The sequence below is a fragment of the Pseudonocardia hispaniensis genome, assembly GCF_042658695.1.
Lineage (GTDB): Bacteria > Actinomycetota > Actinomycetes > Mycobacteriales > Pseudonocardiaceae > Pseudonocardia > Pseudonocardia hispaniensis.
Window position 1 is genome coordinate 23,937 of sequence record NZ_JBHSQW010000034.1, and the last position, 24,828, is coordinate 48,764.

Consider the following 24,828-nt stretch of genomic DNA (forward strand, 5'->3'; position numbering starts at 1 on the left):
GCCGATACCGCGGCCCTGGGGGGAGACAAGCACGGGGAGGCCGAAGGGACAAGCGTCAGCCGACCGTTGGGACCTCCTACGAGTGGATTCCCCGTCGGCTACCGCGCCGGGCGTACATGCCGGCCGCGAGGGCCACCCCGATCGCGGCGACCGCGACCTGAAGGATGATCTGGATCCAGGGGATCCCCCCACTGGCGTTGGAGTAGCCGAAGGCGGCAGCGATCGCGCCGCCGATGAACGCGGCCGCGATCCCGATCACGAGCGTCAGCCAGATGGGGATCGGCTGCTTGCCGGGGACGACGAGGCGCCCGAGGGCGCCGATGATGAGTCCGATGATGATCGCGGAGATGATGCCGGTGATCTGCACGTCGCTGCCTTCCCGTGGATGAGCTGTCGGGCAGGAGTACCCGGAATCGGCGGGCTTGCACCCTGGATCCGGCTCACCGGCACGCGGAACCCGCTCCCGCTCCGCCCGCGGGTCAGGACTTGACGAGCCGGGCGATCGCCGCACTCGCTTCGGCGATCTTGGCGTTGGCGACCTGGCCACCCTCGGCCACCGCCTGGCTGACGCAGTGCTTGAGGTGCTCGTCCATCAGGCCGAGGGCCACGGCCTGCAGCGCGCTGGTGGCCGCCGAGACCTGGGTGAGCACGTCGATGCAGTACTCGTCGTTCTCGATCATCTTCGCGATTCCGCGGACCTGGCCCTCGATGCGCCGCAGCCGCTTGAGATAGGCGTCCTTATCCTGGGCGTACCCGTGCACGCTGGCCTCCCTGGCTCCCCTCGACCTACCGGAAGCATACCGTAGGGGGGTATCTGGGGCAATCGACGGAGCGGCCGCTCGCCGTCGGTGACGTCACGCGCTGCGATTGCCTGTTGGAATGCTGAGCCTTTCCTTATCTAATGTGAGCGTGGACTACCTCAGCGGACCCCCGCCGTTCGTCGCGAACCTGCACCTTCATGGCGATCGGCTCGCGGTCGTGGCGCCCGACGGCACCGAGATCACCTACCGCGACCTCGCGGAGCGGGTCCGCGAGACGTCCGCGCGGCTGGGTCCGCAGCGACGGCTCGTCATGGTGGCGGCGTCCAACGACGTCGAACCGCTGGTGACCTACCTCGCCGCACTGCACGGCGGCCATCCGGTGCTCCTGGTCGGCGGCGAGGACCGGGAACGGCTCGACGATCTCGTCGGCCGCTACGACCCGGACGTGCTCGGCTCCTACTCCGACGGCTCGTGGCGGCTCGTCGAACGCCACCCCGGGTCCTCCCACGCGCTGCACCCGGAACTCGCGCTGCTGCTGGCGACCTCGGGCTCGACCGGCTCGCCGAAGCTGGTCCGGCTCTCGGCGGCCAACCTCGCGTCCAACGCCTCCTCGATCGCGAGCTACCTGGACATCCGGGAGACGGACCGCGCGGCGCTGACGCTTCCGCTGCAGTACTGCTACGGGCTGTCGGTGGTCAACAGCAACCTGCTGCGCGGCGCGGCCGTGCTGCTGTCGGAACACTCGGTCACCGATCCGCGGTTCTGGTCGGCCTTCCGCCGGCACGGCGGGACCAGCATCCACGGGGTGCCCTACACCTTCGAACTGCTCGACCGGGTCGGGTTCGCGCAGATGCGGCTGCCGCACCTGCGGTACGTGACCCAGGCGGGCGGGCGGCTGGAGCCGTCGGTGGTGCGCCGGTACGCCGAGCTCGGAGCCCGCGACGGCTGGCGCTTCGTCGTGATGTACGGGCAGACCGAGGCGACCGCGCGGATGGCCTTCCTGCCGCCGGAGCTCGCGGCGAGCTGCCCGTCGGCGATCGGGATTCCCATTCCGGGCGGATCGTTCGAGATCGAGCACCGGCGCCGGGGCGTGGGCGAGCTCGTGTATCGGGGTCCCAACGTCATGCTCGGCTATGCGCACGGCCCGGACGACCTCGCCCGGGGTCGGACGGTCGAGGCCCTGCGAACCGGCGACCTGGCCCGGCGTCGGCCGGACGGGCTGTACGAGGTGGTCGGGCGGCGCAGCCGCTTCATCAAACCCTTCGGGCTGCGGATCGATCTGGACCACCTCGAGCGACAACTGGCCGACGAGGGCCACCACGGGGCCTGCACCGGCAGCGATCGCGAGCTCGTCGTCGCGGTGACGCGCGCGGCTGGTTCGGACGAGCTGCGGCGCGCGCTCGCCCAGCGGCTCGGGCTGCCGCTGGGCGCCGTCCGGGTCGTCGTCCTCGACGAGCTACCCCGGCGGGACAACGGCAAGCTCGACCACCGGGCGATCGCCGAGCTCGACCGGCCCCGGCCCCGGTGGCGACCGGGGCCGCGGCGGCCGCGCGAACCCGGCTCCGTCCACGATGCGTTCCGGACGGTGTTCGGGATCGCCGAGGTCCCCGACGGCGCGACGTTCGTGAGCCTCGGCGGTGACTCGCTGTCGTATGTGCAGATGACCGTTGCCCTGCAACGCGTCCTCGGTCACCTGCCGGACGACTGGCCGACCACCCCGATCGAACGACTCGCGCGACTGCGTCGGCGCCACCGCTTCTGGGTGATGACCGAGACGGCCGTGATCCTTCGCGCCGTCGCGATCGTCCTCGTCGTGGGCTCGCACATCGGGCTGTTCCACGTGCTCGGCGGCGCGCACGTGCTCCTCGGGGTCGCGGGGTGGGCGTTCGCCCGGTTCGTGCTGGCGAATCCGGCGCCCGGCGGGCACACCCAGGCGATCCTGCGCGGCCTGGTGCGGATCGCGGTCCCGAGCATGGTGTGGATCGCCTGGCGGGCGGCGGTCCAGGACGACATCCAACTGCGCAACGCCCTGCTGGTGAACTATCTCCTCGACCCCGGGGTCTGGGGCTACTGGTTCGTCGAGACGCTGTGTCAGATCATGGTCCTGCTCGCCGCCGTCCTGGCCATCCCCGCGGTGCGGCGGCTGGAGCAACGACACCCCTTCGGGTTCGCCCTGGCGGTTCTGCTGGTCGCGCTCGTCGGCAGGCTCTACCCCGATCCTGGCAACGAGTTCTCCGCGCGGCTGATGAGTCCGCATCTGGTGCTGTGGATCTTCGCCCTGGGGTGGTTGGGCTACCGGGCGAGAACCGGCTGGCAGCGGGGGACGGCCGCGGTCCTGGTGCTGGCGCTCGTCCCCGGCTTCTTCCACGACCCGCTGCGCGACGCGGTCGTCGTCGCCGGGATGCTCCTGCTGCTCGTCCCGCGCCTGCCGCTCCCGCGCCCGGCGATTCGCCCGACCGGTGCCGTCGCCGCCGGATCCCTGGCGATCTACCTGACGCACTATGCCGTCTACCCCGAACTGCTGGCGTCGCTGCCACCGGTGGTGGTCGTTGCCGTCTGCATCGGGGTCGGAGTCGGCTGCCAGTGGCTCCTCAGCACAGTCGTCAGCACCGTGGCAAGGGTCGTGTCGGCGAGGCGGTGGTGGCGCGAGGATGGTGGCCCGGGGCACGCGAATCCCGTGCCCACGGTCGCCGCCGCGGTTCGATGACTCGCCGTCTCGAGCCTGCGGCTCGCTGACGACCGATCCCCGCGTCAGTCCCTGAGGTAGCTCTCCAGGCTGTCCTCGAGCGCGTCCTTCCACGGCGTGTGGTGGGCCGGCGCCATCGAGCCGGTCATCACACTCCGGTAGCTGTGGTTGCGAAAGCCCATGATGTCGTCCTTCTTGTGCTTCTTCCACTCGAAGAACGCCTGGTTGGAGCCCTCGATGTCGAACGAGGGGTAGTCGGTCTCGGCGATCAGCTCCTGGACGTACGCGCCCTGGTAGGCGATCGCCGCGTAGTCGTCCGGCAGGGCATCCTCGGCTTCGACCCGCGCCGTCACGTCGGCCAGTCGCTTCTCGACCGAGTCGGGTACAGGGATCCGTCCGGCGATGATGTCGCGCACGTACCACGCCTGCGCGTCGAACATGTTGAACGTGTACCACTGGTCCTGCATGCCGAGGTAGAACAGCTTCGGGTTGTGGACCCAGACCACGCCCTTCCAGAGGTCGGCGGTCGCCAGCCGGTTGGCGGTCTTGAGGCGCAGATCGTCGGGCAGGAACGGGAAGTGGTGCTGGTAGCCCGTGCACAGGATGATCGCGTCCACCCGTGCGGTGCTGCCGTCGGCGAAGGTGGCGGTGTTGCCCTCGACCTTCTGCAGCAGCGGCACCTCCGTCCAGTTGTCGGGCCAGGTGAAGCCCATCGGTGCGGTGCGGTGGGAGACGGTGATCGACCTGGCGCCGTACTTCCAGCACTGCGAACCGATGTCCTCGGCCGAGTACGACGTCCCGATGAGCAGCAGGTCCTTGTCGATGAACTCCCGGGCGTCACGGAAGTCGTGGGCGTGCAGGATGCGGCCGTTGAAGGTGTCGAAGCCCGGGAACTCGGGTGCGTTCGGCACCGAGAAGTGGCCCGACGCGACGATCACGAAGTCGAACGTCTCCGAGCTCTCGGTGTCGGCCTGCAGGTCGTGGGCGATCACGGTGAAGCGGTCGGCCTTGGCGTCCCAGGTGACCCGGCGGACGACGGTGTTGAACCGGATGAGGTCGCGAACTCCGGCCTTCTCGACGCGCCCCTTGATGTAGTCCCACAGCACCGCGCGCGGGGGGTAGGAGGCGATCTGCTTGCCGAAATGCTCCTCGAAGGAGTAGTCGGCGAACTCCAGGCCCTCCTTGGGCCCGTTGGACCACAGGTAGCGGTACATCGAGCAGTGGACCGGCTCGCCGTGCTCGTCGAGGCCGGTGCGCCAGGTGTAGTTCCACAGGCCACCCCAGTCGGACTGCTTCTCGTAGCAGACGATCTCGGGGATCCTCTCGCCCTTCGACCTCGCTGACTGGAACGCGCGCAGCTGTGCCAGGCCCGACGGCCCTGCTCCCACGATCGCCACTCGGGTCATCGATGCTCACGCTGCCTTCCGGGTCGGTCGCCGGGCTGACGCACTCGACGCGGCGCCGATCACCGCTATCCGTGCCACCATCAATTCCTCCAGTTCGGTCGGCCCGTCGGTGGTTGTCTCCGCGATCAGGAACGGGGGCGCTGCTTGTCGGGGTCGTAGAAGGGGAAGCGGACGACGTGGGCCGGGATCCGCTTCTGGTGGCCGTCGAGCTTGCCCACCTCGACCTCGGTGCCGAGCGCGGCGTGCTCCACGGCGATCCGGCACAGCGCGATGTTCGTGCGCAGGATCGGTGAGCGCGTCGCGCTGGTGATGACGCCGACCTGCGAACGTCCGATGTGGACGCAGTCGCCGTGCGCGGCGGGTTCGTTGCCGGCCAGCTCGAGGCCGACGAGGGTGCGCTGCGGGCTGGCCTTCCGCTTGAGCAGCGCCTCGCGGCCGATGAAGTCGTCCTGCTTGGTCTGCAACGGGACGGTGAACCCGATGCCCGCCTCGAACGGGTCGGTCTGGTCGCTGAAGTCGTAGCCCGCGAACACCAGCCCCGCCTCGATCCGCAGGATGTCGAGTGCATCGAGACCGAGCGGGAGCAGGCCGTGTGGCCGGCCGGCCTCCCAGACCGCGTCCCAGAGCGCGGGCCCGTCGTCCGGATGACACCACAGTTCGTAGCCGAGCTCCCCGGAGTAGCCGGTACGCGAGACCAGCAGGGGGATCCCGTTGTGGTCGCCGATCCGCCCGATCGCGAACCGGAACCAGGTCAGGTCGGTGAACGCGGGCTGGGTCGGCGGGGTCCAGATGATCTCGGCGAGCAGGTCGCGGCTGGCCGGGCCCTGCACCGCGATGTTGTGCATCTGGTCGGTGGAGTGCTTGACCCACACCCGGTCCAGGCCGAGCCGCTGCGCCTGCTGGCGCAGCCACGTCCCGGAGTACTCCTCGCCGCCGACGAAGCGGAAGTTCGTGTCCCCGAGCCGGAACACGGTGCAGTCGTCGATCATCCCGCCGGTCTCGTTGCACATCGCGGAGTACACGACCTGGCCGTGGGAGAGCCTGCGGATGTTGCGGGTCACGCAGGCCTGCAGGAGCGCCTCGGCGTCCGGTCCCAGTACCTCGAACTTGCGCAGCGGCGAGAGGTCCATGACCGCGGCCCGCTCGCGGCAGGCCCAGTATTCTTCGATGGCCCCATGCCCGTCGAAGCTCGCGGGCAGCCAGTAGCCGCGATATTCCGTGAGCTGCCGGGTGAGCGCCGTGGTCCGCGGCGCGAAGGCCGTGTCCTTGGTCAGGGTCGCCGGTTGTTCGGGCGTCACCCGATGTGCGATGGCCATCGAGAACTTCCGTTTCGCGTCGTACACCCGGACGTGGATGTCCGTGGTGATCCAGGCGTTGGCGGGATCGATGTCGTCGGGACAGGCGGAGGACGCGCACACCAGGTCGGTCCCCGCGCGCAGCAGCACGTAGTCACCGGGACGGGACCACGGCTCGTCGAAGATCAGCTGGTTGTGGGCGTCGAACGCGGTGTTGTAGAAGAGGTTCAGCGCCGGCCAGCCCGCCCGCGGGGCCACACCGTAGCGGGCCAGCTGAGCGTTGAAGTTGTCCGTGCAGTTGACGTGCCCCGGGTAGCCGAGGTCCTCGTAGTACTTGCGGTTGCAGGCCAACCCGAAGGTGTCGTGCCGGCCGACGGTGTCGCGCACGACCTCGACGAGCGGCTGCATGTCGGGGTCGTAGAACTTCCCGTACAGCCCCGGCTGCGGATAGGCCTGGCCCATGAAATAGCGGGTGGCGGTCGCGTCCAGGCCGCGCTCGACCCCTTCGGCCAGCCGACGTCCGTGGAAGGCCAGGAAGTCCGAGCACTGCCGGCCCTCCACGTCGATGATCTGGATGTACTGGCCGGCCTTGACCTCGTAGGAGGCCGCGGTCGCCCGGTCCACCCGGAAGTCCAGGACGGGATCGGCGAGCGGTTCGGGCAGCCGCGGCTCCAGCGGCGCGAGCGGGCTGGACCGCCGGACCTCGAGCATCAGGTCCGACGCCGGGTTGGCGGCCGGGTCGTCGATCCGCATGGTCAGCGACGGCGCGGCGACCAGCACGGTGGCAGGCCCGCGGGCGGTCATGGTCTCGGCGGCACCGGCGGGCGACCACTCGCCGAACAGGATCGCGGCCCGCAGCCGGGTCGGGTCCACCCCGTGGGCGATCACCTCGGCCAGCACGGGGTCGGTGATCCGGTCGCGGTCGGCCGTCGCGGCCAGCGCGCGCAGGGTCGTCGCCGGGCCGTCGGGAGCGATGCCCAGGGCGGTGCCGTCCGGCGACCCGTCGGGGGCGAGCACCGTCAGCTCCGCCCGCTGCCGGCCCTGGCGGTCCACGACGGTGAGTTCGTCCCCGCCGTGCAGCCGCACGCCGGTCACTCCGCCGGGCCGGACCCAGTAGGTCTCCAGTCCCGGCTCGGGGGACAACAGGCCCGGTGCGATCAGGCGTGGCCTGCCGGCTACTCCGGCCGCGTGCATCGGCCGTCACCTCCGTGGTCGGTCGGCTGTCGTGGGAACGGGGGCGCCGTTCAGAGCTTCTTGACGAAGGTCCGCGCCAGGTACAGCGTGAACAGCGGTAGCCCGATGAACAGGATCGTGGCCAGCACGGGGCCGGCGGGGTAGGCCCAGAACTCGTTCATGACCGGGCTCCCAACAGGCCCGACTGGGCCATCCGGGTCCGCCCGAAGGCGTTGACCGCGTACTTGAACAGGATCTTCTCCCGGCCGCCCGAGCGGCTCGGGTCGACCGTCGCGTCGAGCTCGTCGAGCAGGCCGCTGGCGTACAGGTCGGTGAGGGTCAGCCGGACGGTGCCGGTCCAGTAGGCCCCGGTGACTCCGTACTCGGCGCTGACCGCGTCGAGGATCTCGTAGTCCCACATCTGTCCGCGGTCGGCGAGCAGCCGCAGGATGTACCCCTTCATGTGCATCTAGCGCTCTCCTCCGATCACGCTGGGCGCGGTGGCGCGATGGGCGGCGGGCACGGAGCGGATCACCTCGAGCACGTCGCGTTTCTCGGTGAACAGCACGAAGCTGCCGACCACCGCGATGAGCCCGCCGACGACGAACTGGATGCCGGGCGGCTTGAGGGTGAACAGGTACAGCCAGACCAAGGCGATCGGGCCGTACAGGGCGGCGATGGCCTGCCCCCGGCCGACTCCGATCAACGGGAACGACTTGTACCAGGACACGTAGCAGAAGCCGAAGGTCAGGCCCAGCAGGACCAGCAGCAGGATGTTGGCGGGGTTCGCGAGGGTGGCGCCGATCGTCGGCCACAGCTGGTCCCCCGCGGTGATCGTGACGATCGGAACGACGATCGCCACCCAGAGCCCCACCTCCGCGGTGAACCGCAGCGTCAGGCCGATGTCGGGGTCGCTGACGTCGAGGGCCCGACCGGCGATGGCCCCCTCCAGGCCCCAGCCGATGATCGCCAGCGCGCCGCCGAGGTAGCCGAGCCAGGCGCCACCGCCTGCGCCGCTGAACTCGTCGAGGATGCCCGGGGCGAAGATCACCACCCCGCCGAGCACGATGACGACGATGCCCAGCGCGGCCCGTTTGGTGATGCTCTCCTGGTACCAGGCCCGCGCCGCGAGCGCCCCGACGATCGGGTAGAGCAGTGCCGCCACCGCGGAGAAGGCGGCCCCGACATAGGCGATCGCCACGATGGAGCCGAAGATCGCCAGCATTCCGGCCAGGCCGGCCGGCAGATACCAGCGGGAGATCTTGACCTGGGTGAGGGTCCGGACGTAGTCGCGGGACTTGCCGAGCACGGCGACCCACACGACCATCGCCAGCAGTACCGCGATGGCATTGAGGACGGTGACCACGAACGCGGCGAGCAGATAGCCGTCCCCTGCGGACAGTTCGGCGAACGGCGCCTCGCCGTAGATGGCCGAACCGGGTACGTACCACGCGCCCCACAGCACGGCGCAGCTGAGCGCCCAGATGAATCCCCATCGGACCTGTTGGTTGCGATGGCGAAGGCGTAGCCGTTCAACTCGTTCGGGGCTGGGCATGACCACCTCCCATGGGGGTGTCTGTTCCCGACGCCCCGAGGGCATCGACCGAGACCGTCGGGCGTCGAATTGGGGCCTGTCGACCAAGCGGAACGCTGGGCGGCCGGGAGCGAGCCGACCGCCGTGCGGGCCTCGCCCGAGACCAATGTGACCGGAATCATGGCAGCGGACGACGCCGCTGTAAACCCTCTGCTGAAACTTTGTTTCCCTTCGGGAAATTCACCCGGGCACGTCGGCACCCGGCCCGCGCGGGCATCGGCGCGGGCCGGTCGGTTCGCCGTCCCCCGCTCGGCCACGGCCGAGCCGGACCGGTCCGGTGATCGGCGGGACGGGCCGCTACGCCGGGTCCGGCCGATGCGCCTGCAGGGCGGCGCTGGCCTCGCGGACGATGTCGGCCACGACCTCGGCCGCCGAACCGATGTCGCGGACGATCCCGATCGTCTCCCCGACGGCGATCTGGGCCACGTCGAAGTCCTCCTCCTCGACCGCTCGGCGGTACTGCACCGCGAGTCGATCCAGGGCGCCGGTGAGCTCCTGGTCTCGCCCGTGCCAGCGGGCGACGAACGGCGTGCGCAGCACCCGGCTGGTGTAGCCGTCGGGCCACCGGTAGCCCCGGACCCGGTCGTAGACCGTGGTGGCGACGGTGTCATCGCCGGCGGCTCGCGTCGCCCGCCGATGCGCGCCCGGTGCCACCAGGGCCTCGCCGCAGGCCCAGAACCGGGTCCCGATCAGTGCCCCGTCGGCGCCCAGCACCAGTGCCGCGGCCAGGCCCCGCCCGTCGCCGATACCGCCGGCGGCGAGCACCGGAACGTCCGCGCCGAGCCCGGCCACCAGGTCCACCAGCTCGGGGACCAGGGTCATCGTCGAGCGGCCGCGCGCGGCATGGCCGCCGCCCTCGCTGCCCTGGGCGGCGAGCACGTCGGCGCCCACCTCCAGCGCCCGCCGGGCTTCCCCGGCGCTGGCCACCTGGCAGATCAGCGGGACGCCCGCGGCGCGGATCCGGGCGGCGAACGGGCCCGGGTCGCCGAATGCCAGGGTGACCGCGGCCGGACGGCGCTCGAGCGCGGCCTCGAGCAGCTCCGGGCGCTCGGCCAGCATCCAGGTGATGAACCCGCAGCCGACCCGGGTACCGCCCGCTCGATCGAACTCACGGGTCAGCCAGGCATGGTCGCCGTAGCCGATCCCGATCTGGCCCAGGCCACCGCCGGCCGACACCGCGGCCGCGAGCGCACCGCCGGCGACCCCGCCCATCGGAGCCAGCACGACCGGATGCCGGATGGCCAGCCGCCGGGTGAGCGCGGTCCGCAACGGGCCGCGGACCTCAGACACCGGCGTGGGCCGCGGCCGGGAGCCCCGCCGCGGTGACGGTGTTGCGCAGCAGCATCGCGATGGTCATCGGGCCGACGCCGCCGGGAACCGGGGTGATCGCGCCCGCGACCGCGCGCACGGCGTCGGTGTCGACGTCGCCGCAGAGCCCGTCGGCGGTGCGGTGAATGCCCACGTCGATGACCGTGGCGCCGGGTTTGACGGCGTCGGGGCCGAGCATCCGGGGCACGCCCGCGGCCGCGACCAGGATGTCACCGCGGCGGCACACCGCGGCGAGGTCGCGGGTGCGGGAATGGCAGATCGTCACGGTGGCGTTGCGGGCCAGCAGCAGCTGAGCCATCGGCTTGCCGACCAGGTTGGACCGTCCGACCACGACGGCCTCGGCGCCCTCCAGCGGCACGCCGGCCTCGTCGAGCAGCATCATCACCCCGGCCGGGGTGCACGGGCGCAGCCCCGGGGCGCCCAGCACCAGCCGGGCGGTGCTGGTCTCGGTGAGCCCGTCAACGTCCTTGTCGGGATGGATCCGCTCGAGCAGCGGCGCGGGGTCGAGGTGGCGGGGCAGCGGCAGCTGCAGCAGGATCCCGGTCACCTCCGGGTCGGCGCTGAGCCGGTCGATCAGCTCGCCGAGCTCGCCCGCGCCGATGTCGGCGGGCAGGTGGTGGTGCAGGTCGCGCATCCCGGCCTGCACGCACTGCCTGCGCTTGCTGGCCACGTAGACCGCGGAGGCGGGATCGTCGCCGACCAGCAGGGTGGCCAGGCCCGGCGGCTCGGGTAGCGCGGCCACGTCGCGGGCGATCTGCTCGCGCAACCGGGCGGCGACGGCCCTGCCGTCGATGATCGTTGCGGGCACGCTGTTCCTCCTATCCGAACACCACCGTGGTATGGCCGTTGAGCAGGACCCGGTCCTCGGCGTGCCAGGCCACCGCCCGTGACAGCACGGTCCGCTCGATGTCCGCGCCGCGCCGGGTGATGTCGGTGACGTCGTCGCGGTGCGAGATCCGGGCCACGTCCTGATCGATGATCGGACCCTCGTCGAGGTCCTCGGTCACGTAGTGCGCGGTCGCGCCGACCAGCTTGACCCCGCGGGCCTTGGCGCGCTCGTACGGACCGGCCCCGGCGAAGGCCGGCAGGAACGAGTGGTGGATGTTGATCGCGGGTACCCCGAGCTCATCGAGGAACGACTTGGTGAGGATCTGCATGTAGCGCGCCAGCACGATGAAGTCGACCCGGCCCGCCAACAGCTCCAGCTCCTGGCGCTCGGCCTCGGCCTTGGTCGCCTTGGTGACCGGAACGTGGGCGTACGGCACGCCGAACCCGGCCACCGCGTCGGCCAGGTCGAGGTGGTTGGACACCACCTGCACGACGTCGATCGGCAGCTCCCCGCGCTCCCAGCGCCACAGCAGGTCCAGCAGGCAGTGGTCGAACCGGGACACGAACAGCGCCACCCGCTTGGGAGCCGCTGCGGATCGCAGCTGGAAGTTCAGCCCGAGTCGCTCGGCCACCTCCCCGCCGAACTCGCATTCGAGGGCGCCGAGGCGTTCGGCCAGCCCGGGCAGGTGGAACACCACCCGCATGAAGAACCGGCCGCCGACCGGGTCGGTCGAGTACTGGTCGGACTGGATGATGTTGGCGCCGCGGGCGTGCAGGAACGCGGTGATCGAAGCGACGATGCCCGGACCGTCGGCGCAGGAGACCAGCAGCCGGCCGATATCGGCGGTCGGCTCCCGTTCGACGGCTCGCGCACCGTCGGCCCGCCCGGACCGCATATCCGCGTCGTCGGCCTGCAATACCTTCATCGCTCAGCTCCAGGGGAAGGGCGAGTTGCTCACCGGGTGCAGTTCGCCGGTCTCATACCGGGTGAATCGGAACGGCTCGAGCAGCTCCTGGGGTTCGCCCAGCAGCTCCCGCGCCACCAGGGCGCCGACGCCGATCATCTTGTATCCGTGGTTCGCGTCGGCGATGACATACGCGTTCGTCCGGAAGATGTCGAACACCGGGAAACTATCGGGGGTGAACGCGCCGATACCGCCGGACGGCTCGTCCCGGTACAGCGAACGCTTCTGTTCGAACCTCTTGTGGCAGGCGGCCAGCGCCGAGGTCCACATGCGGACGAAGTCCTTTCCGACCACGAACTCAGGGCTGTCGGTGCCGTACGGGTCGACCGCGACCTGGTCGGCGGGCCGCGGGACGCGCTGCGGCGAGGCGCCGCCCTGGACCCCGCCGAAATGAAAGTCGGGCTTGTAGTAGATCCCCCAGATCCGGTCGGTGATCTGGCTGCCGTCGATGTCGTCGAGCAGCCTGGCGTCCGAATCAACGTGGATCACCGGCGGGAGGTTGCCGCGGTTGTCCATGAACTCGCTGGGGTCCATGTTGAGCGTCCCTTCCTGCAACGCCCAGTAGGTCCACATCGGATGGTCGTGGATCTTTGCGCCGTCGGGCATGGTGACCGTGATCGTCGAGGGCAGGTCCAGCATCGCCCAGAGGTCGCGCACCCACGGACCCACCGCGATGACGACCGTGTCGAACGTGATCGTTCCCTGGTCGGTCTCGACCGCGGTGACGGCGCCGCCGCTGATCCGAGCCCCCGTCACGGTCACGCCGGTGGCGATGCGCACCCCGGCCGCACGCGCCTTGCCGGCCAGGCCGCGCAGCGAGGCCTGGTTGTTGGCGTATCCGCCACGCTTCTCGTGCAGCAGGACCGAGATCCCGGGTGCCTGCCAGTCGGAGAACAGGTCGAGCATGTAGTCGCGGCAGGCGTGCTCACCCTCGACGAGCACCGATTCGTAACCGATCGCTCGTTGTTCGGCATGAATCTGGACGACATCGGCATGCATCGCCTCCGGGGCGAGCTGGATGTATCCCACGTCGTGATAGGAGAACGCCTCCGGGTCGGACTCCCAGACCCTCACCGAATGCGCCATGAGCTCGCGCATGGCGGGCTGAAAATAGTTGTTCCGGATGACACCGCAGGCGACCCCGGAGGCGCCTGCCCCGATATCGCTCTTGTCGATCACGAGAACGTCGTCCCCGGATCCCTCGCCCCGGGCCTGCAGTTCGGTGGCGAGGTTCCAGGCCGTGGACAGTCCGTGAATGCCTGCGCCGATCACCAGATATCGGACGTGTTGTGGGATCATCGTCGACTTTTCCCTCGCTCTCGAGTGGAGGTGCACGGGTCGCGAAGGGTCTGCCGGGGAACCGGACGAACGGGGCGATGGAGGAACCCTCGACTGGCCCTGCCTGACGATGCCGGACTACAATTGCCGGATCGGCAATACTGTGTCCTGACGGGAGATATTCTACTATGGCCCGCACAGGTAGACCAGCGACGCGGCAGATCGGATCCGTTCAGCGGGCCATCGCGGTGCTGGACGCGCTCGCCGAGGCGCGCACCGAGGTCGGCACCAACGAGATCGCCCGGCGCACCGGGGTCAACGTCAGCACCATCTCCCGGCTGCTGGCGACGCTCACCGCTGCCGGTCTGGTCCAGCACATCCCGGCGACCGGCCGCTATCGGCTGGGGATCCGGATCCTGCAGCTGGCCAGCGCGGCCCGGGAGACCCTGGACATCCGGGCCCTCGCCCGGCCATATCTCGAACAGATCGCCGGTCTGACCTCGGAGACGGCGACCCTGTCGATCCCCGGCGAGCACGAGGTGATGACCCTCGACTTCGTGCAGAGCCCGCGGTCGGTGCAGAGCGTCGCGCAGATCGGACGCAACAGCGTGCGGCACGCGACCGCGGTCGGGAAGGTCTTCCTGGCACACGGCGGACGCCCGCCCGCGAAGCTGCCGGCGTTCACCCCGCACACCATCGCCGACCGGGCCGCGCTGGTCACGGAGATCCGCACGGTGCGGGAGCGGGGTTTCGCGACCGCGCGGTCCGAGCGTGAGCCGGACCTGCACGCGGTCGCGGTACCGATCCTGGACCAGCGGGGCGCCCTGGTCGCCATCCTCGGCGTCCAGGGGCCGGCCAGCCGGTTCGGCGAAACGGAGATGGGCGCCGCCGTCGAGATCATGCGCGAGCGGGCACGGGTCATCGCCGCGGCCTACTGACCGCGGCGACGACCCGCCGTCAGCCCGCGGCCCGGGCCGGAGCCGTGACCTCAATGCCGAACTCGGCTCCGGCGTCGAGCAGAGCGTCGAACAGGTACTGCCCCGACGACCGCTCGCAGTGCAACAGGTAGGACGGCACGCCATCGACGTCGTCCCGGACGACGTCGGTGACCAGCCGGGCGACCGAGGACCGGAACGCCGCACCGTCGGCGATGACGTCGTCGGACAGGTCGATCGCGCACACCTTGGCCAGCATCGCGGGTACCTCGGCGCCGCGCAGTCGCAGCAGCGCCCTGCCGTGGGTGAGATCGATGACCGAGGCGAACTCTCCGGTGCCCGCGACGAGCGTCTCGAGCCGGTCCCGGAGTGCCGGGGCGGTCCCGGGCGCGGCGAGGACGAGCCACTCGCCGGGCCCGGAGCCGATCACCAGCGCCGCCGCCGGCCCCTGGGCGTGCAGGTCGGCCGGGCCGCGGGCCGCCCGGCCGAACCCCACGCCGAGCAGCCGGGCGACCGCGCCGTCGAACGGCGCGCGCACCGCCACCTTGGCCATCGGGGTCTCGTCGGCGATGGTCAGCGCCGCGGTGGACCGCGCACCGCTGACCTCCCAGCCGTGCTCGATGCGGGGCTTGATCGGTGCGATGGGGCTGCGCGCCACGGGTTGGGCCGCGATCAGGTCAGACACGTTGCCGCTCTCCCTCGGGGTCGACGTGTGCGAGCTGGGGGGTCACGGTCGCCGGGATGTCCCGGCCGTCGGGCAGCCGCACGGTGACGACCGTGCCGGGCTCGGCGAGGCCGGCCTGCAGCTGGCCGAGGCAGATCGACCGGCCCAGCGTCGGCGACATCCGGCTGGAGGTGATCCGGCCGGCGATCCGTCCCCCGGCGAGGATCTGGCTGGCCTCCGGTGGCACGATCCGGCCGTCGATCGGCTGCAGGCCGACCAGCAGCGGATACCCGCCGCGTTCGGCCTGCCAGGTCAGCTCCGGTTTGCCGACGAAATCGGGTTTGTCGAGCTTGATCAGCGAACCGAGCCCGGCGGTATAGGCCTGGGTCAGGCCGTCGGTGTCCTGGCCGACGATGAAATGCCCCTTCTCCAGCCGCAGGATCCGCTGGGCCTCGATCCCGAACGGGGCGACCCCCAGATCGGCACCCGCCGCCATCAGCTGCTCCCAGACGTGCAGGCCGTAGGCCGCGGGAACGTGGATCTCGTAGCTCAGCTCGCCGGTGAACCCGATGCGCCACAGCACGCAGTCCGGTACGCCGGCCACCGTGCCGGTGCGCACGTTCATATAGCCGAACGCCTCGGGCGACAGATCGACCCCCTCGGCCAGCCGGCCGACGAGCTCGCGGGAGCGGGGCCCGGCGACGTTGATGCTGGCGTAGGCGGTGGTGACCGGGGTGACGTGCACCTGCCAGTCGGGGTGCTCGGTCTGCAGCCAGTTCTCCACCCACTCCCACACCGTGCCCGCGCCGGAGGAGGTGGTGCTCATCAGATAGTGCTGCTCGCCGAGCCGTCCGGTGACGCCGTCGTCGAGCACGACCCCGTCCTCGGCGCACATCACGCCGTACCGCACCCGACCCACGGCCAGGTTGCTCCACCTGTTGACGTACAGCAGGTCGAGCAGCTCGGGCACGTCGGGGCCGCGCAGGTCGAGCTTGCCGATCGGGGTGACGTCGATGATCCCGACGGCGTTGCGCACGGTGCGCACCTCGGCCGCCGGGTCGCCGTAGTGTTCGGGCCGGATCCACTGCCCGGCGACCAGCGGGACCGCGCCGTGGCGGGCGTGCCAGTCCTGCATGGGGGAGTGGCGGACCGGCTCGAAGATCCGGCCGGCCAGCGCGCCGAGGGTGACCGGGGCATACATCGGCCGCCAGGTCGTGGTGCCGGTCTCCTCGATGGTCCGTCCCGTGGCCTCGGCGACGACGGCCACCGCGTTCACCGTCTCCAGCTTGCCCTGGCCCGGACCCATCGTGACGGTGGTATAGCGCTTGACCAGCTCGACCGAGTCGTAGCCCTCCGCGACCGCGGCGAACAGGTCCTTCGACGAGACGTCCTCGGAGAAGTCCACGAAGCCGTGCGTACTGGCGCGGAACAGTTCCGGATGCGCCGCGGGCGCGAGCTCGGGGATCTCGACGGGCTCGGCGGGGACCTGCGCGAGGGGACGGTCGGCGGACCGCGTCGGGATCAGCGCGTGCCAGCGGGCGCGGGTCAGCGCGGCGCGCCGGGCGGCCTCCCGGCCGGTCGCCGCGGCGTGCGCGGCGATCTGCTCGGCCGAGCCGTCCCCGATGATCCGTCCGGTCGCCAGGACGTTGTCCGCGAGCCTGGCCGGGTCGGGCCGGAACCGGGCCGAGCGCGGGTCGTAGGAGGGCCGGTCTCCGGACATGTTGAGCAGCGAGGTGGGCGCGGTCCAGCCGACGGCGGTGACGAGCAGGTCGGCGTCGATCCGGCGGCCGTCGGACAGCTCCACCGACTGCACGCCGGAACGCCCGCGGGCGCGGGTCACCGTGCGGCCGTGGCGGGCGTCCACGACGGCGGCCACCTCGACGCCCGCACGCCGCAGATCGGCGACCGCGGCGTCGCCCTCGGGGTTCGCGGTCAGGACGACCGCGCGTTCCCCGGGTCTGACCGCGTACAGGTTGATCAGACGGCGGACCGCGGTGGACAGCAGCACGCCGGGCAGGTCGTTGCCCTCGAACACGTACGGGCGCTCGATGAGCCCCGGCGCGACCACGAAAGCCTTGGCCCGGACCTTCACCAGCCGCTCCACCACATGCGGCAGGTTGCGCTGCACGACCGCGACCCAGTTGTCGTCGAAGCGGCCCCCGACGACCGAGTCGGTCAGGACCTCGATACCCGGTTCGGCGGCCACCTCGGCGGTGAGCCGGCGCAGTTCGTGCAGCTCCTGCGGACCGCCCCAGCGCAGCCGCCCGCCGAGCGCGTGCTGCTCGTCGACCAGCAGCACCGAGGCACCCGCCCGCGCCGCGGCCAGCGCGGCGGACATCCCGGCCGGGCCGCCGCCCGCGACGAGCACGTCGGGGTGGGCGTAACGCTTGTCGAAGTAGTCGTGGGCGGTGTCCGGCGAGACCGTCCCGGCATGGACGAACTGCCGCAGCACCCGCTCGTAGACCGGCCAGAGCCGCTCGGGCTTGATGAACGTCTTGTAGTAGAACCCGGCCGAGAGGAACCGCCCGACCATCCCGTTGACGGCCTTGACGTCGAAACGCAGGGACGGCCAGGTGTTCTGCGACCGCACCTCCATACCCGCCTCGACCAGCCGGTGCGCGGCACGGACGTTCGGCTCGTCGCCGACCTGCAGCTGGCATCCCGGGTCGAGGTAGTCGGCGGTCAGGATGCCGCGCGGGCGGTGGTACTTGAAGCTGCGGGAGAACACCCGCTCGCCCGCCGCCGCGAGCGCGGAGACGATGGTGTCGCCGGGGTGCGCGAGGTGCTGCCTGCCGTTCCAGCGGAACGTCAGCGTGCGATGGCGGTCGATCACCTCGCCGTCCTGGGGGCCGAGGCGCATCGCCCCGGTGCCGGCGAGGGCGAGCTGCTCCTGCGTCATCGGGGTGCCTCCGCGGCGCGTGGTTCGTCGGTTGCCCGAAGCTCGTTGGACTCGGTGTGCCGTTCGACGGTGAAGTACCGGCGGCAGCCCGAGCCGTGGTACCAGGTCTCTCGGGACCAGCCCCGGGGGTTGGTGGCGAAGTAGAGGTAGTCGCGCCATTGCCCGGGGGTGGCGGTGTCGGGGTGGGGGCGGGCGTGCGACTCGCCCCGGAAGCGGAACTCGGTGGAGTTGCGTGGCCCACACCAGGGACACGTCAGCAGCATCATCTGTCGATCACCTTCTCGTCCATTCGGGGGCGGGCGCTCAGTGGCCGACCGCCGCGGCGCCCTTCTCACCGACGAGGCGTCCCTGCCGGAAACGGTCGAGGCCGAAGGCCGAGATGATCTCCGGCGGGCGCTGGGCCGCGATGCAGTCGGCCATGGCCTCACCGGACACCGGGCCCGCCTTGAAGCCGTAGGTCCCCCAGCCGACGTCGACGTAGAAGCCCTCGACCTCCGTCGGGCCCATGATCGGGGAGTAGTCCGGGGTCATGTCGCACAGCCCGGCCCATTGCCGCAGCAGGCGCATCTTCGACAGGGCCGGCATGAGCTCGAGCACGTGGCCGGCGACGCCCTCGGTGAACTCCAGGGAGCCGCGCATCGAGTAGGACGCGAACGGGTCGACGCTGGCGCCGAACACCAACTCGCCGCGGTCGGTCTGGCTGACGTAGACGTGCAGGGTGCCGGAGACCACGACGGTGTCCAGGAACGGCTTGACCGGCTCGGTGACCGCCGCCTGCAGCGGGAAGGTCTGCACCGGCATCCGTACCCCGGCCATGTCCGAGATCAGCGTCGCCCAGCCCGCGGTGCAGTTGACCACGACCGGGGTGGCGATACGGCCGCGGTCGGTCTGCACCCCGGTGACCCGTCCGCCCGCCACGTCGATGCCGGTGACCTCGGTCCGCTGGTGGATGTGTACGCCGTTGGCGTCGGCCGCGCGGGCGTAGCCCCAGACCACCGCGTCGTGCCGGATGATGCCGCCGGGTGGGTGGTAGAGCGCGCCGAGGATGGGGTAGCGGGTCGTGGTCGAGGTGTCCAGGTAGGGCACCAGCTCCTTGATCGTGTCGGGTCCGATGACCTCGGACTCGACGTTCTGGAGCTTGTTGACCTCGGCGCGCCAGTGCATGGTGCGCAGCGAGCTGTCGTTGTGGGCCAGCGTGAGGTGCCCGCGCTGGGAGAACATGACGTTGAAGTTCAGCTCGGCGGCGAGACGCTCGTAGAGCTTCACCGAGCGGTCGTAGAAGCGCACGCCCTCGGGCGTGAGGTAGTTCGAGCGCAGGATCGCGGTGTTGCGGCCTGATCCGCCGCCACCGATGTAGGACTTCTCCAGCACGGCGACGTTGCGGATCCCGTGGTTGGTGGCGAGGTAGTAGGCGGTGGCAAGGCCGTGGACACCGCCGCCGACGATCACCACGTCGTAGCTGTTGCGCATCGGATGGACCCGCCAGGCGCGGGACCATTCGGCTCCGGTCAGCCCGTGCTGGACCAAACTCCATGCCGAGTAGCGCGGGGTCCCGTTGCGGCGGTGATGTCCGTTCACCCGGCCGTTGGTTGGGTGCACGCGTGCCTCCAGGCTCTGGCGTGTGGGAGGGGGCAGGTGTGTGACCCAGAGCATAGGAGTGCACGGAAGAGATGTCTACTGGAAGTAGACGAGGTTGCCTAACATGAATCAAAATAGGGTAGCCTAACTTATGTACGTACCGATTCTGCGATTCGGCGAAGGGTCTTGTCTCCCGGTGCGAAACGCGGTCTACTCCCTGTGGCCGCTCTCACGTCAGGTCCGCACCGGTAACGACCCAGGAGGCCGCCCATGCCTACTGATCTCGAGAACTTCGTCAACCAGGACGGTCGCGACGAGGCAGTCCGTCAGGTTCGCCGCCAGATCGACGAGAAGGGAGTCACCTACATCTACTACCAGTTCGTCTCGGTCACCGGTCGCATCATGGGTAAGGGTGTGCCGGCCGAGCACTGGGAGCGGATGACGGAAAAGGGATTCCAGCTCGTTTACGGGTCGACGGCCAATCTCTTCATCGACCGGAAGGGCGACTACATCGGATACGGGCCCGACGCCTGGGAGCTCGTCGGGCTGCCCGACGTCGAGACATTCCAGATCCTGCCGTGGGACCCACAGACGGCCCGCGTGTTCTGCACGCTCTTTCGCGGTCGCGAGGAGGAGCAGGATCCCGGTGCGTATCTCACCTCGGACTGTCGCGGCAATCTCGCGCGAATTCACGCCGAGTTCGAGCGCGAGACCGGCATGCACCTGAGGGTGGGGACCGAGCCGGAGATGATGTGGCTCAAGCTGAACCCGGACGGCACCCCGTCGGTCGAGGGCAAGACCAAGCCGTTCTGCTACCACATCGACCAGTTCGCCGAGCTCCAGCCGCTCATCCACCGCGTGCTCGAGTACTGCAAGGCGATGGGGCTGGACATGATCCAGGGTGACCACGAGGACGCCCCCGGCCAGCTCGAGCTCAACTGGCAGTTCGACCGTGCCGAGCAGACCGCCGACCGGCTCACCACCTACCGGCAGATCTGCAAGCAGGTCGGCCGCGAGATGGGTGCCTTTCCCTGCTTCATGCCCAAGCCGTTCATGGGCGTCTCCGCGAACTCCTGTCACCACAACATCTCGCTGTGGCAGGGCGATACGAACATGTTCCTGCCCGATACCGACAACCCGAGAATGCCGGGCAAGATCGGGCTGAGCGCGCTCGGTGGGATCCTCGAGCACCTGGACGCCCTGGTCTGTGTCACCGCGCCGACCGTGAACTCCTACCGCAGGCTGTGGGACACCGGGTTCTGGGCCCCGGTGTATGCCAACTGGGGATTCCAGAACCGCACGACCACGGTGCGGGTCAGCGCGCCGGGGCGCTTCGAATACAAGGCGACCGACTCCTCGGTCAACCCGTATCTGTCCTTTGCCGCACTGATTCAGGCGATGGGTGACGGGATCGCCCGCAACATCGACCCCGGCCCACCGGAGAACCGGAACAGCTACGAGGTCAGCACCGGGCAGGCGACGCACAAGATCCCGATGAACCTCGGCGACGCGCTCGCGGCGCTGGAGCGCGACCAGGTCGTCCGATCCGCGCTGCCCGGCGAGATGTACACGATCTTCGAGCATTACAAACGCGACGAATGGGAGCGATTCTGCGCCACGGTGACGGAATGGGACATCAACGAATATCTGGACATCCTGCCCTGACCGGGGCCCGAGCAGGAGAGGGAGGACCGCCGTGTGCGGGATAGCGGGAATCATTCATCTGGATGGCGCCGGCGACATCGGGCGTGAGATCACCCAGATGCTCCAGTCGATGAAGCATCGGGGGCCGGACTCCGCGGGCTACGCGCTCTACGGCGAGCCGAGCGAGCTGCTCGTCATGCGGTTCACGCTCGCCGACCCCAACGATTCCCAGGACTTCGACTTCAGCGAGCGGCTGGAGCGTAGCCGTCGCGAGGTCGAGTCGCGGCTGTCGAAGATCGGGGCAAGCGTCGACCGCGTGCAGAGCGAGTCGGCCTACGCCTACCGCGCGACGTTCCGTTACGAGGGCGAGCTCAAGCCGCTGGCCGACTACGTGGAGAACATCCCCGGCTGCGAGGTGCTCTCGCTCGGGCACTCGCTGGAGATCGTGAAGGACCTCGGCGACGCCGACACCGTCGCCGGCACGTACCAGCTCAACGACTTCCGCGGCACGCACGGGATCGGTCACGTCCGGATGGCAACCGAGTCCGATGTGGATATCGCGGGCGCGCACCCGTACTGGGCCTACCCGTTCTCCGACGTCGCCGTGGTGCACAACGGCCAGCTGACCAACTACCACCAGTGGCGCAGGCGGCTGGAGCGGTCCGGGCACCGGTTCCAGTCCGAATGCGACTCCGAGATCATCGCCGTCTACCTGGCCGAGCGGCTGGCCGCCGGGATGAGCCTGGACGCCGCGATGAAGGAGAGCCTCGACGATCTCGACGGGGTGTTCACCTACCTGGTCGTGACGAAGGACAGCCTCGGTATGGCCAAGGACGAGATGGCGGCCAAGCCGCTGGTCCTGCACGAGGGCGAGAACATGGTCGCGCTCGCCTCCGAGGAGAGCGCGATCCGCGCGATCCTCCCGCAGGAGATCGACTCTTACGACCCCTACGAGCGCGAGGTGATGGTGTGGTCGCGGTGACGGCTGGCGAGCGCGGTGTCCGTTACGACGTTCGCGGGCTCGCCGAACCGGATGCGGTGGCGCCCAAGGTCGCCAAGATCGACGGTGACACGGCGTCGTTCGACGCCGCCGACCTGAGCCCCCGTCAGATCAACCTGGAGCTGCGGCGGCTGGTCTACGGCGAGGGCATCCGCGAGGTGACCATCGACAACCCCGGGGCGAAGCACTCGATCGCCGTCGGGATCCTCACCCGCTGCCGGATCCGGATCAACGGCAGCCTCGGCTACTTCGGCTGCGGGCTGGTGGACGGTCCGGAGATCCACGTGACCGGGCGGGTCGGCTGGTCGGTCGCGGAGAACATGATGTCCGGCGTCGTGGTGATCGACAAGAACGCGGGCTCGCTCACCGGGGCGGCGATCCGCGGTGGCGACCTCGTCATCCGCGGTCATGTCGGCGCGCGCACCGGCATCGACCAGAAGGGCGGCACGATCATCGTCGGCGGCAACGCCGGGGCGACCACCGGGTTCATGATGCAGCGCGGCCGTCAGATCATCTGCGGCGACGCGGGCGGCGGGCTCGGCGACTCGATGTACGACGGGGCCATCTACGTCGCGGGCAAGGTCGCCTCGCTCGGGGTGGACTGCGTGGAGGCCGAGATGACCCCGGCGGACGAGGAGCTCATCGATCGCAAGTTCCGCATCTACCGCCTGGACCGCCCGGACTCGTTCCGCAAGTTCACCTGCGGCCGCAAGCTGTGGAACTACGACAGCCTCGAGCCAAGCGAGCGCAAGCTCGTCCTGTGACGGACCGCCCCGCCGTCCCCACCACCGCGGCCCGGCGCGGCCGCGCGATCCAGGAGTGAATGGATGACCTCCCACAACGGTGCGCTGAGCACGGACAGCCTCGGCGAAAGCCCCATCTTCACCCCGCGCGTCATCAACGACATCCACGCGAAGGCGGAGCTCGGCCGCTACCGCATGCGCGGGTTCTCGATGTTCAAGCCGATCCCGCACTGGGACCAGCTGATGTTCATGCCCGGCACGCTCACCCGGTTCGTCATCGAGGGGTACCGGGAGAAGTGCGAGACCAAGACCGTCCTGGGCGCGCGGTTCGCCAAGCGGCCCCTGGAGCTGGACATCCCGATCTACGTCACGGGGATGAGCTTCGGGGCGCTGTCGCTGGAGGCCAAGATGGCGCTGGCGAAGGGCGCGTCGATGGCCGGCACCGCGACATGTTCGGGTGAGGGCGGCATGATCCCGCCCGAACGCGACCTGTCGACCAAGTGGTACTACCAGGTCATCCAGAGCCGATACGGGTTCAACCCGCACCACCTGATGCTCGCCGACGCCGTGGAGTTCTTCATCGGGCAGGGCTGCAAGGTGGGGCTCGGCGGGCACCTGATGGGGCAGAAGGTGACCGAGCAGGTCGCCGAGATGCGCTCGCTCCCGGCGGGGATCGACCAGCGCAGCCCGGCGCGTCACCCGGACTGGCTCGGGCCCGACGATCTCTCGCTGAAGATCCAGGAGATCCGGGAGGCCACCGACTACCAGGTCCCGATCCAGCTCAAGCTCGGCGCCGCCCGGGTGTACGACGACGTGCGGATGGCCGCCAAATGCGGGCCGGACATCATCTACCTCGACGGCGCCGAGGGCAGCACCGGCGCAGGTCCGCACATCGCCACCGAGGAGACGGGAATCCCGCTGATGGCGGCGATCCCGGAGGCGCGCCGGGCGCTCGAGGACGTCGGCCTCGCCGACGAGATCGACCTCGTCGTCGCGGGCGGCATCCGCAACGGCGGCGACGTGGCCAAGTGCCTGGCGCTGGGGGCCAAGGCGGTGGCGATGGGGCATTCGATGCTCATGGCGCTCAACTGCAACAAGGAGATTCCCGGCGTCACCGACTACGAGGGCACCGTCGGCGTGCCCGCCGGCCGTTGCTACCACTGTCACACCGGGCGCTGCCCCGTCGGGGTCGCCACCCAGGACCCCGAGCTGCGCAAGCGGCTGGTCGTCGACGAGGCCGCCGAGCGGGTCTACAACTTCCTGCACACCCTCACCCTGGAGGTCCAGATGCTCGCCAGGGCCTGCGGCAAGACCGATGTGCACAGCCTCGAACCCGAGGACCTGTGCGCGCTCACCACCGAGGCGGCGGCGATGGCCAAGGTTCCGCTCGCGGGTACCGGCTACATCCCGGGCGTGACCGAGAAGCAGGCGCTCTCGGAGATCCGGTCCCTGCTGGCCAAGCACGTCGCCAACGAGGGGAGTGCCCGCGATGTCTGACCAGTTCGACCTCTCCTCCCGCAAGCTGACCACCCGCAAGGGCATCGACACCGAGGAGCTGACCGGCAAGACCTTTCCCTACCAGTTCGACCGCTCCCTGGTCGAGGACATCGACCTCGCCACGGCGACCCCGGGTGAGGACCTGAACTGGCTGGAGGACATCCACCTCATGGAGGAGGACGGCATGCCGGCCGTGTTCGACCGCTACACCAACGCCTTCCTCAAGATTCACTTCGAGATTCCCGAGGGCCGGGGGGACGAGTTCGCCCGCAAGGTGTTGATCAAGCATCTGCAGGAGGGGAACTCCTACGGCGTGTGGCTCAAGCACAAGCACGCCAAGTTCCCGCAGCCGTCGCTGGGGTCGTGGATCGAGGGCTCGCCGACCGTGGGTGAGTCCTGGACGCCCCCGCGGTTGGCGGGCTGGGAACCGCCACCCGGACACTAGGCCGGACGGCGGGGCCGGATCCGAGCAGACCGGCCCCGCCGTCGGTCGTTCGCTTCCCGCGTAGCGCGCCGCTACGTCGGCGACCCGCGCGCCGCCCGGCGGCGCGCC

General features: G+C 70.1%; 21 protein-coding genes. 7 read left to right on the top strand and 14 right to left on the bottom strand.

Features of this window, described 5'->3' with window-relative positions; all coding sequences use genetic code 11:
• Positions 1-76: 76 nt before the first annotated feature.
• Positions 77-367 carry a GlsB/YeaQ/YmgE family stress response membrane protein gene (locus tag ACFQE5_RS16095; RefSeq protein WP_379585975.1) on the bottom strand — a complete coding sequence of 97 codons (291 nt, stop codon included), beginning with the start codon at positions 365-367 and terminating at the stop codon, positions 77-79.
• Between the two features lie 112 nt (positions 368-479).
• A complete protein-coding gene (locus ACFQE5_RS16100) occupies positions 480-761 on the bottom strand; it encodes a metal-sensitive transcriptional regulator (RefSeq protein WP_379585977.1) in 282 nt (93 codons plus the stop codon).
• Positions 762-903: 142 nt separating this feature from the next.
• On the opposite strand from ACFQE5_RS16100, the gene ACFQE5_RS16105 reads away from it, so the two are divergent.
• The gene (locus ACFQE5_RS16105; RefSeq protein WP_379585979.1) at positions 904-3,468 is read left to right on the top strand and encodes an AMP-binding protein; all 2,565 of its coding nucleotides are present in this window, start codon (positions 904-906) and stop codon (positions 3,466-3,468) included.
• Positions 3,469-3,512: 44 nt separating this feature from the next.
• Here ACFQE5_RS16105 and ACFQE5_RS16110 read toward each other — a convergent pair whose 3' ends face one another.
• From ACFQE5_RS16110 to ACFQE5_RS16145, 8 genes are all read right to left on the bottom strand, one after another.
• The gene (locus ACFQE5_RS16110; protein WP_379585981.1) at positions 3,513-4,853 is read right to left on the bottom strand and encodes a flavin-containing monooxygenase; all 1,341 of its coding nucleotides are present in this window, start codon (positions 4,851-4,853) and stop codon (positions 3,513-3,515) included.
• 125 nt (positions 4,854-4,978) lie between these two features.
• Positions 4,979-7,342 carry a DUF1989 domain-containing protein gene (locus ACFQE5_RS16115; RefSeq protein ID WP_379585983.1) on the bottom strand — a complete coding sequence of 788 codons (2,364 nt, stop codon included), beginning with the start codon at positions 7,340-7,342 and terminating at the stop codon, positions 4,979-4,981.
• A 157-nt stretch (positions 7,343-7,499) separates the two neighbouring features.
• The gene (locus ACFQE5_RS16120) at positions 7,500-7,790 is read right to left on the bottom strand and encodes a hypothetical protein (protein ID WP_379585984.1); all 291 of its coding nucleotides are present in this window, start codon (positions 7,788-7,790) and stop codon (positions 7,500-7,502) included.
• Positions 7,791-8,876, bottom strand: a complete 1,086-nt coding sequence (locus ACFQE5_RS16125; protein WP_379585986.1) for a hypothetical protein — start codon at positions 8,874-8,876, stop codon at positions 7,791-7,793. It lies immediately after the preceding gene.
• Positions 8,877-9,212: 336 nt separating this feature from the next.
• A complete protein-coding gene (locus ACFQE5_RS16130) occupies positions 9,213-10,205 on the bottom strand; it encodes an NAD(P)H-dependent flavin oxidoreductase (RefSeq protein WP_379585987.1) in 993 nt (330 codons plus the stop codon).
• Positions 10,198-11,052 (bottom strand): bifunctional methylenetetrahydrofolate dehydrogenase/methenyltetrahydrofolate cyclohydrolase FolD, encoded by an 855-nt coding sequence (folD, locus tag ACFQE5_RS16135; protein WP_379585989.1) that lies wholly within the window; start codon positions 11,050-11,052, stop codon positions 10,198-10,200. The genes ACFQE5_RS16130 and folD overlap by 8 nt, the downstream gene beginning before the upstream one ends.
• A 10-nt stretch (positions 11,053-11,062) precedes the next feature.
• Positions 11,063-11,968, bottom strand: coding sequence for a formyltetrahydrofolate deformylase (purU, locus tag ACFQE5_RS16140; protein WP_379586277.1), 906 nt, complete (start codon positions 11,966-11,968; stop codon positions 11,063-11,065).
• Positions 11,969-12,001: 33 nt separating this feature from the next.
• Positions 12,002-13,336: an NAD(P)/FAD-dependent oxidoreductase gene (locus ACFQE5_RS16145; protein WP_379585990.1), complete on the bottom strand. Its 1,335-nt coding sequence runs from the start codon at positions 13,334-13,336 to the stop codon at positions 12,002-12,004.
• 167 nt (positions 13,337-13,503) lie between these two features.
• Here ACFQE5_RS16145 and ACFQE5_RS16150 point away from each other — a divergent pair, with 167 nt between their 5' ends.
• Entirely contained in the window at positions 13,504-14,253 is a 750-nt protein-coding gene (locus tag ACFQE5_RS16150; RefSeq protein ID WP_379585992.1) for an IclR family transcriptional regulator, read from the top strand.
• Positions 14,254-14,272: 19 nt separating this feature from the next.
• On the opposite strand, the gene ACFQE5_RS16155 is transcribed toward ACFQE5_RS16150, so the two are convergent.
• The 4 genes from ACFQE5_RS16155 to ACFQE5_RS16170 are packed head-to-tail and all read right to left on the bottom strand — an operon-like array spanning position 14,273 to position 19,412.
• Positions 14,273-14,935, bottom strand: coding sequence for a sarcosine oxidase subunit gamma (locus tag ACFQE5_RS16155; protein WP_379585994.1), 663 nt, complete (start codon positions 14,933-14,935; stop codon positions 14,273-14,275).
• On the bottom strand, positions 14,928-17,813 hold the full coding sequence (locus ACFQE5_RS16160; protein WP_379585996.1) for a 2Fe-2S iron-sulfur cluster-binding protein: 2,886 nt from the start codon (positions 17,811-17,813) through the stop codon (positions 14,928-14,930). The genes ACFQE5_RS16155 and ACFQE5_RS16160 overlap by 8 nt, the downstream gene beginning before the upstream one ends.
• Positions 17,810-18,079, bottom strand: a complete 270-nt coding sequence (locus tag ACFQE5_RS16165) for a sarcosine oxidase subunit delta (protein ID WP_379585997.1) — start codon at positions 18,077-18,079, stop codon at positions 17,810-17,812. The genes ACFQE5_RS16160 and ACFQE5_RS16165 overlap by 4 nt, the downstream gene beginning before the upstream one ends.
• A gap of 37 nt (positions 18,080-18,116) precedes the next feature.
• Positions 18,117-19,412, bottom strand: a complete 1,296-nt coding sequence (locus ACFQE5_RS16170; protein ID WP_379585998.1) for an FAD-dependent oxidoreductase — start codon at positions 19,410-19,412, stop codon at positions 18,117-18,119.
• Positions 19,413-19,661: 249 nt separating this feature from the next.
• Between ACFQE5_RS16170 and ACFQE5_RS16175 the strand changes: the two genes are divergently transcribed.
• The 5 genes from ACFQE5_RS16175 to ACFQE5_RS16195 all read left to right on the top strand — a co-directional run bounded on the left by ACFQE5_RS16175 (position 19,662) and on the right by ACFQE5_RS16195 (position 24,720).
• Entirely contained in the window at positions 19,662-21,056 is a 1,395-nt protein-coding gene (locus ACFQE5_RS16175) for a glutamine synthetase family protein (protein ID WP_379586001.1), read from the top strand.
• Between the two features lie 109 nt (positions 21,057-21,165).
• Positions 21,166-22,017, top strand: coding sequence for a class II glutamine amidotransferase (locus ACFQE5_RS16180; RefSeq protein WP_379586002.1), 852 nt, complete (start codon positions 21,166-21,168; stop codon positions 22,015-22,017).
• Entirely contained in the window at positions 22,014-22,799 is a 786-nt protein-coding gene (locus ACFQE5_RS16185) for a GltB/FmdC/FwdC-like GXGXG domain-containing protein (protein WP_379586004.1), read from the top strand. The genes ACFQE5_RS16180 and ACFQE5_RS16185 overlap by 4 nt, the downstream gene beginning before the upstream one ends.
• 63 nt (positions 22,800-22,862) lie before the next feature.
• Positions 22,863-24,275, top strand: coding sequence for an FMN-binding glutamate synthase family protein (locus tag ACFQE5_RS16190; RefSeq protein WP_379586006.1), 1,413 nt, complete (start codon positions 22,863-22,865; stop codon positions 24,273-24,275).
• Complete coding sequence (locus ACFQE5_RS16195) at positions 24,268-24,720, top strand: hypothetical protein (protein WP_379586008.1); 453 nt, start codon at positions 24,268-24,270, stop codon at positions 24,718-24,720. Before ACFQE5_RS16190 ends, ACFQE5_RS16195 begins: the two co-directional genes overlap by 8 nt.
• The last annotated feature ends 108 nt before the right edge of the window (positions 24,721-24,828 follow it).

Bases quoted from the DNA above. Each gene is read 5' to 3' on its own strand.
- ACFQE5_RS16110 (WP_379585981.1), bottom strand. From the start codon at position 4,853: ATGACCCGAGTGGCGATCGTGGGAGCAGGGCCGTCGGGCCTGGCACAG.
- ACFQE5_RS16115 (WP_379585983.1), bottom strand. From the start codon at position 7,342: ATGCACGCGGCCGGAGTAGCCGGCAGGCCACGCCTGATCGCACCGGGC.
- ACFQE5_RS16120 (WP_379585984.1), bottom strand. From the start codon at position 7,790: ATGCACATGAAGGGGTACATCCTGCGGCTGCTCGCCGACCGCGGACAG.
- ACFQE5_RS16125 (WP_379585986.1), bottom strand. From the start codon at position 8,876: ATGCCCAGCCCCGAACGAGTTGAACGGCTACGCCTTCGCCATCGCAAC.
- purU (WP_379586277.1), bottom strand. From the start codon at position 11,968: ATGCGGTCCGGGCGGGCCGACGGTGCGCGAGCCGTCGAACGGGAGCCG.
- ACFQE5_RS16145 (WP_379585990.1), bottom strand. From the start codon at position 13,336: ATGATCCCACAACACGTCCGATATCTGGTGATCGGCGCAGGCATTCAC.
- ACFQE5_RS16150 (WP_379585992.1), top strand. From the start codon at position 13,504: ATGGCCCGCACAGGTAGACCAGCGACGCGGCAGATCGGATCCGTTCAG.
- ACFQE5_RS16160 (WP_379585996.1), bottom strand. From the start codon at position 17,813: ATGACGCAGGAGCAGCTCGCCCTCGCCGGCACCGGGGCGATGCGCCTC.
- ACFQE5_RS16165 (WP_379585997.1), bottom strand. From the start codon at position 18,079: ATGATGCTGCTGACGTGTCCCTGGTGTGGGCCACGCAACTCCACCGAG.
- ACFQE5_RS16175 (WP_379586001.1), top strand. From the start codon at position 19,662: ATGCCTACTGATCTCGAGAACTTCGTCAACCAGGACGGTCGCGACGAG.
- ACFQE5_RS16180 (WP_379586002.1), top strand. From the start codon at position 21,166: ATGAAGCATCGGGGGCCGGACTCCGCGGGCTACGCGCTCTACGGCGAG.
- ACFQE5_RS16190 (WP_379586006.1), top strand. From the start codon at position 22,863: ATGACCTCCCACAACGGTGCGCTGAGCACGGACAGCCTCGGCGAAAGC.
- ACFQE5_RS16195 (WP_379586008.1), top strand. From the start codon at position 24,268: ATGTCTGACCAGTTCGACCTCTCCTCCCGCAAGCTGACCACCCGCAAG.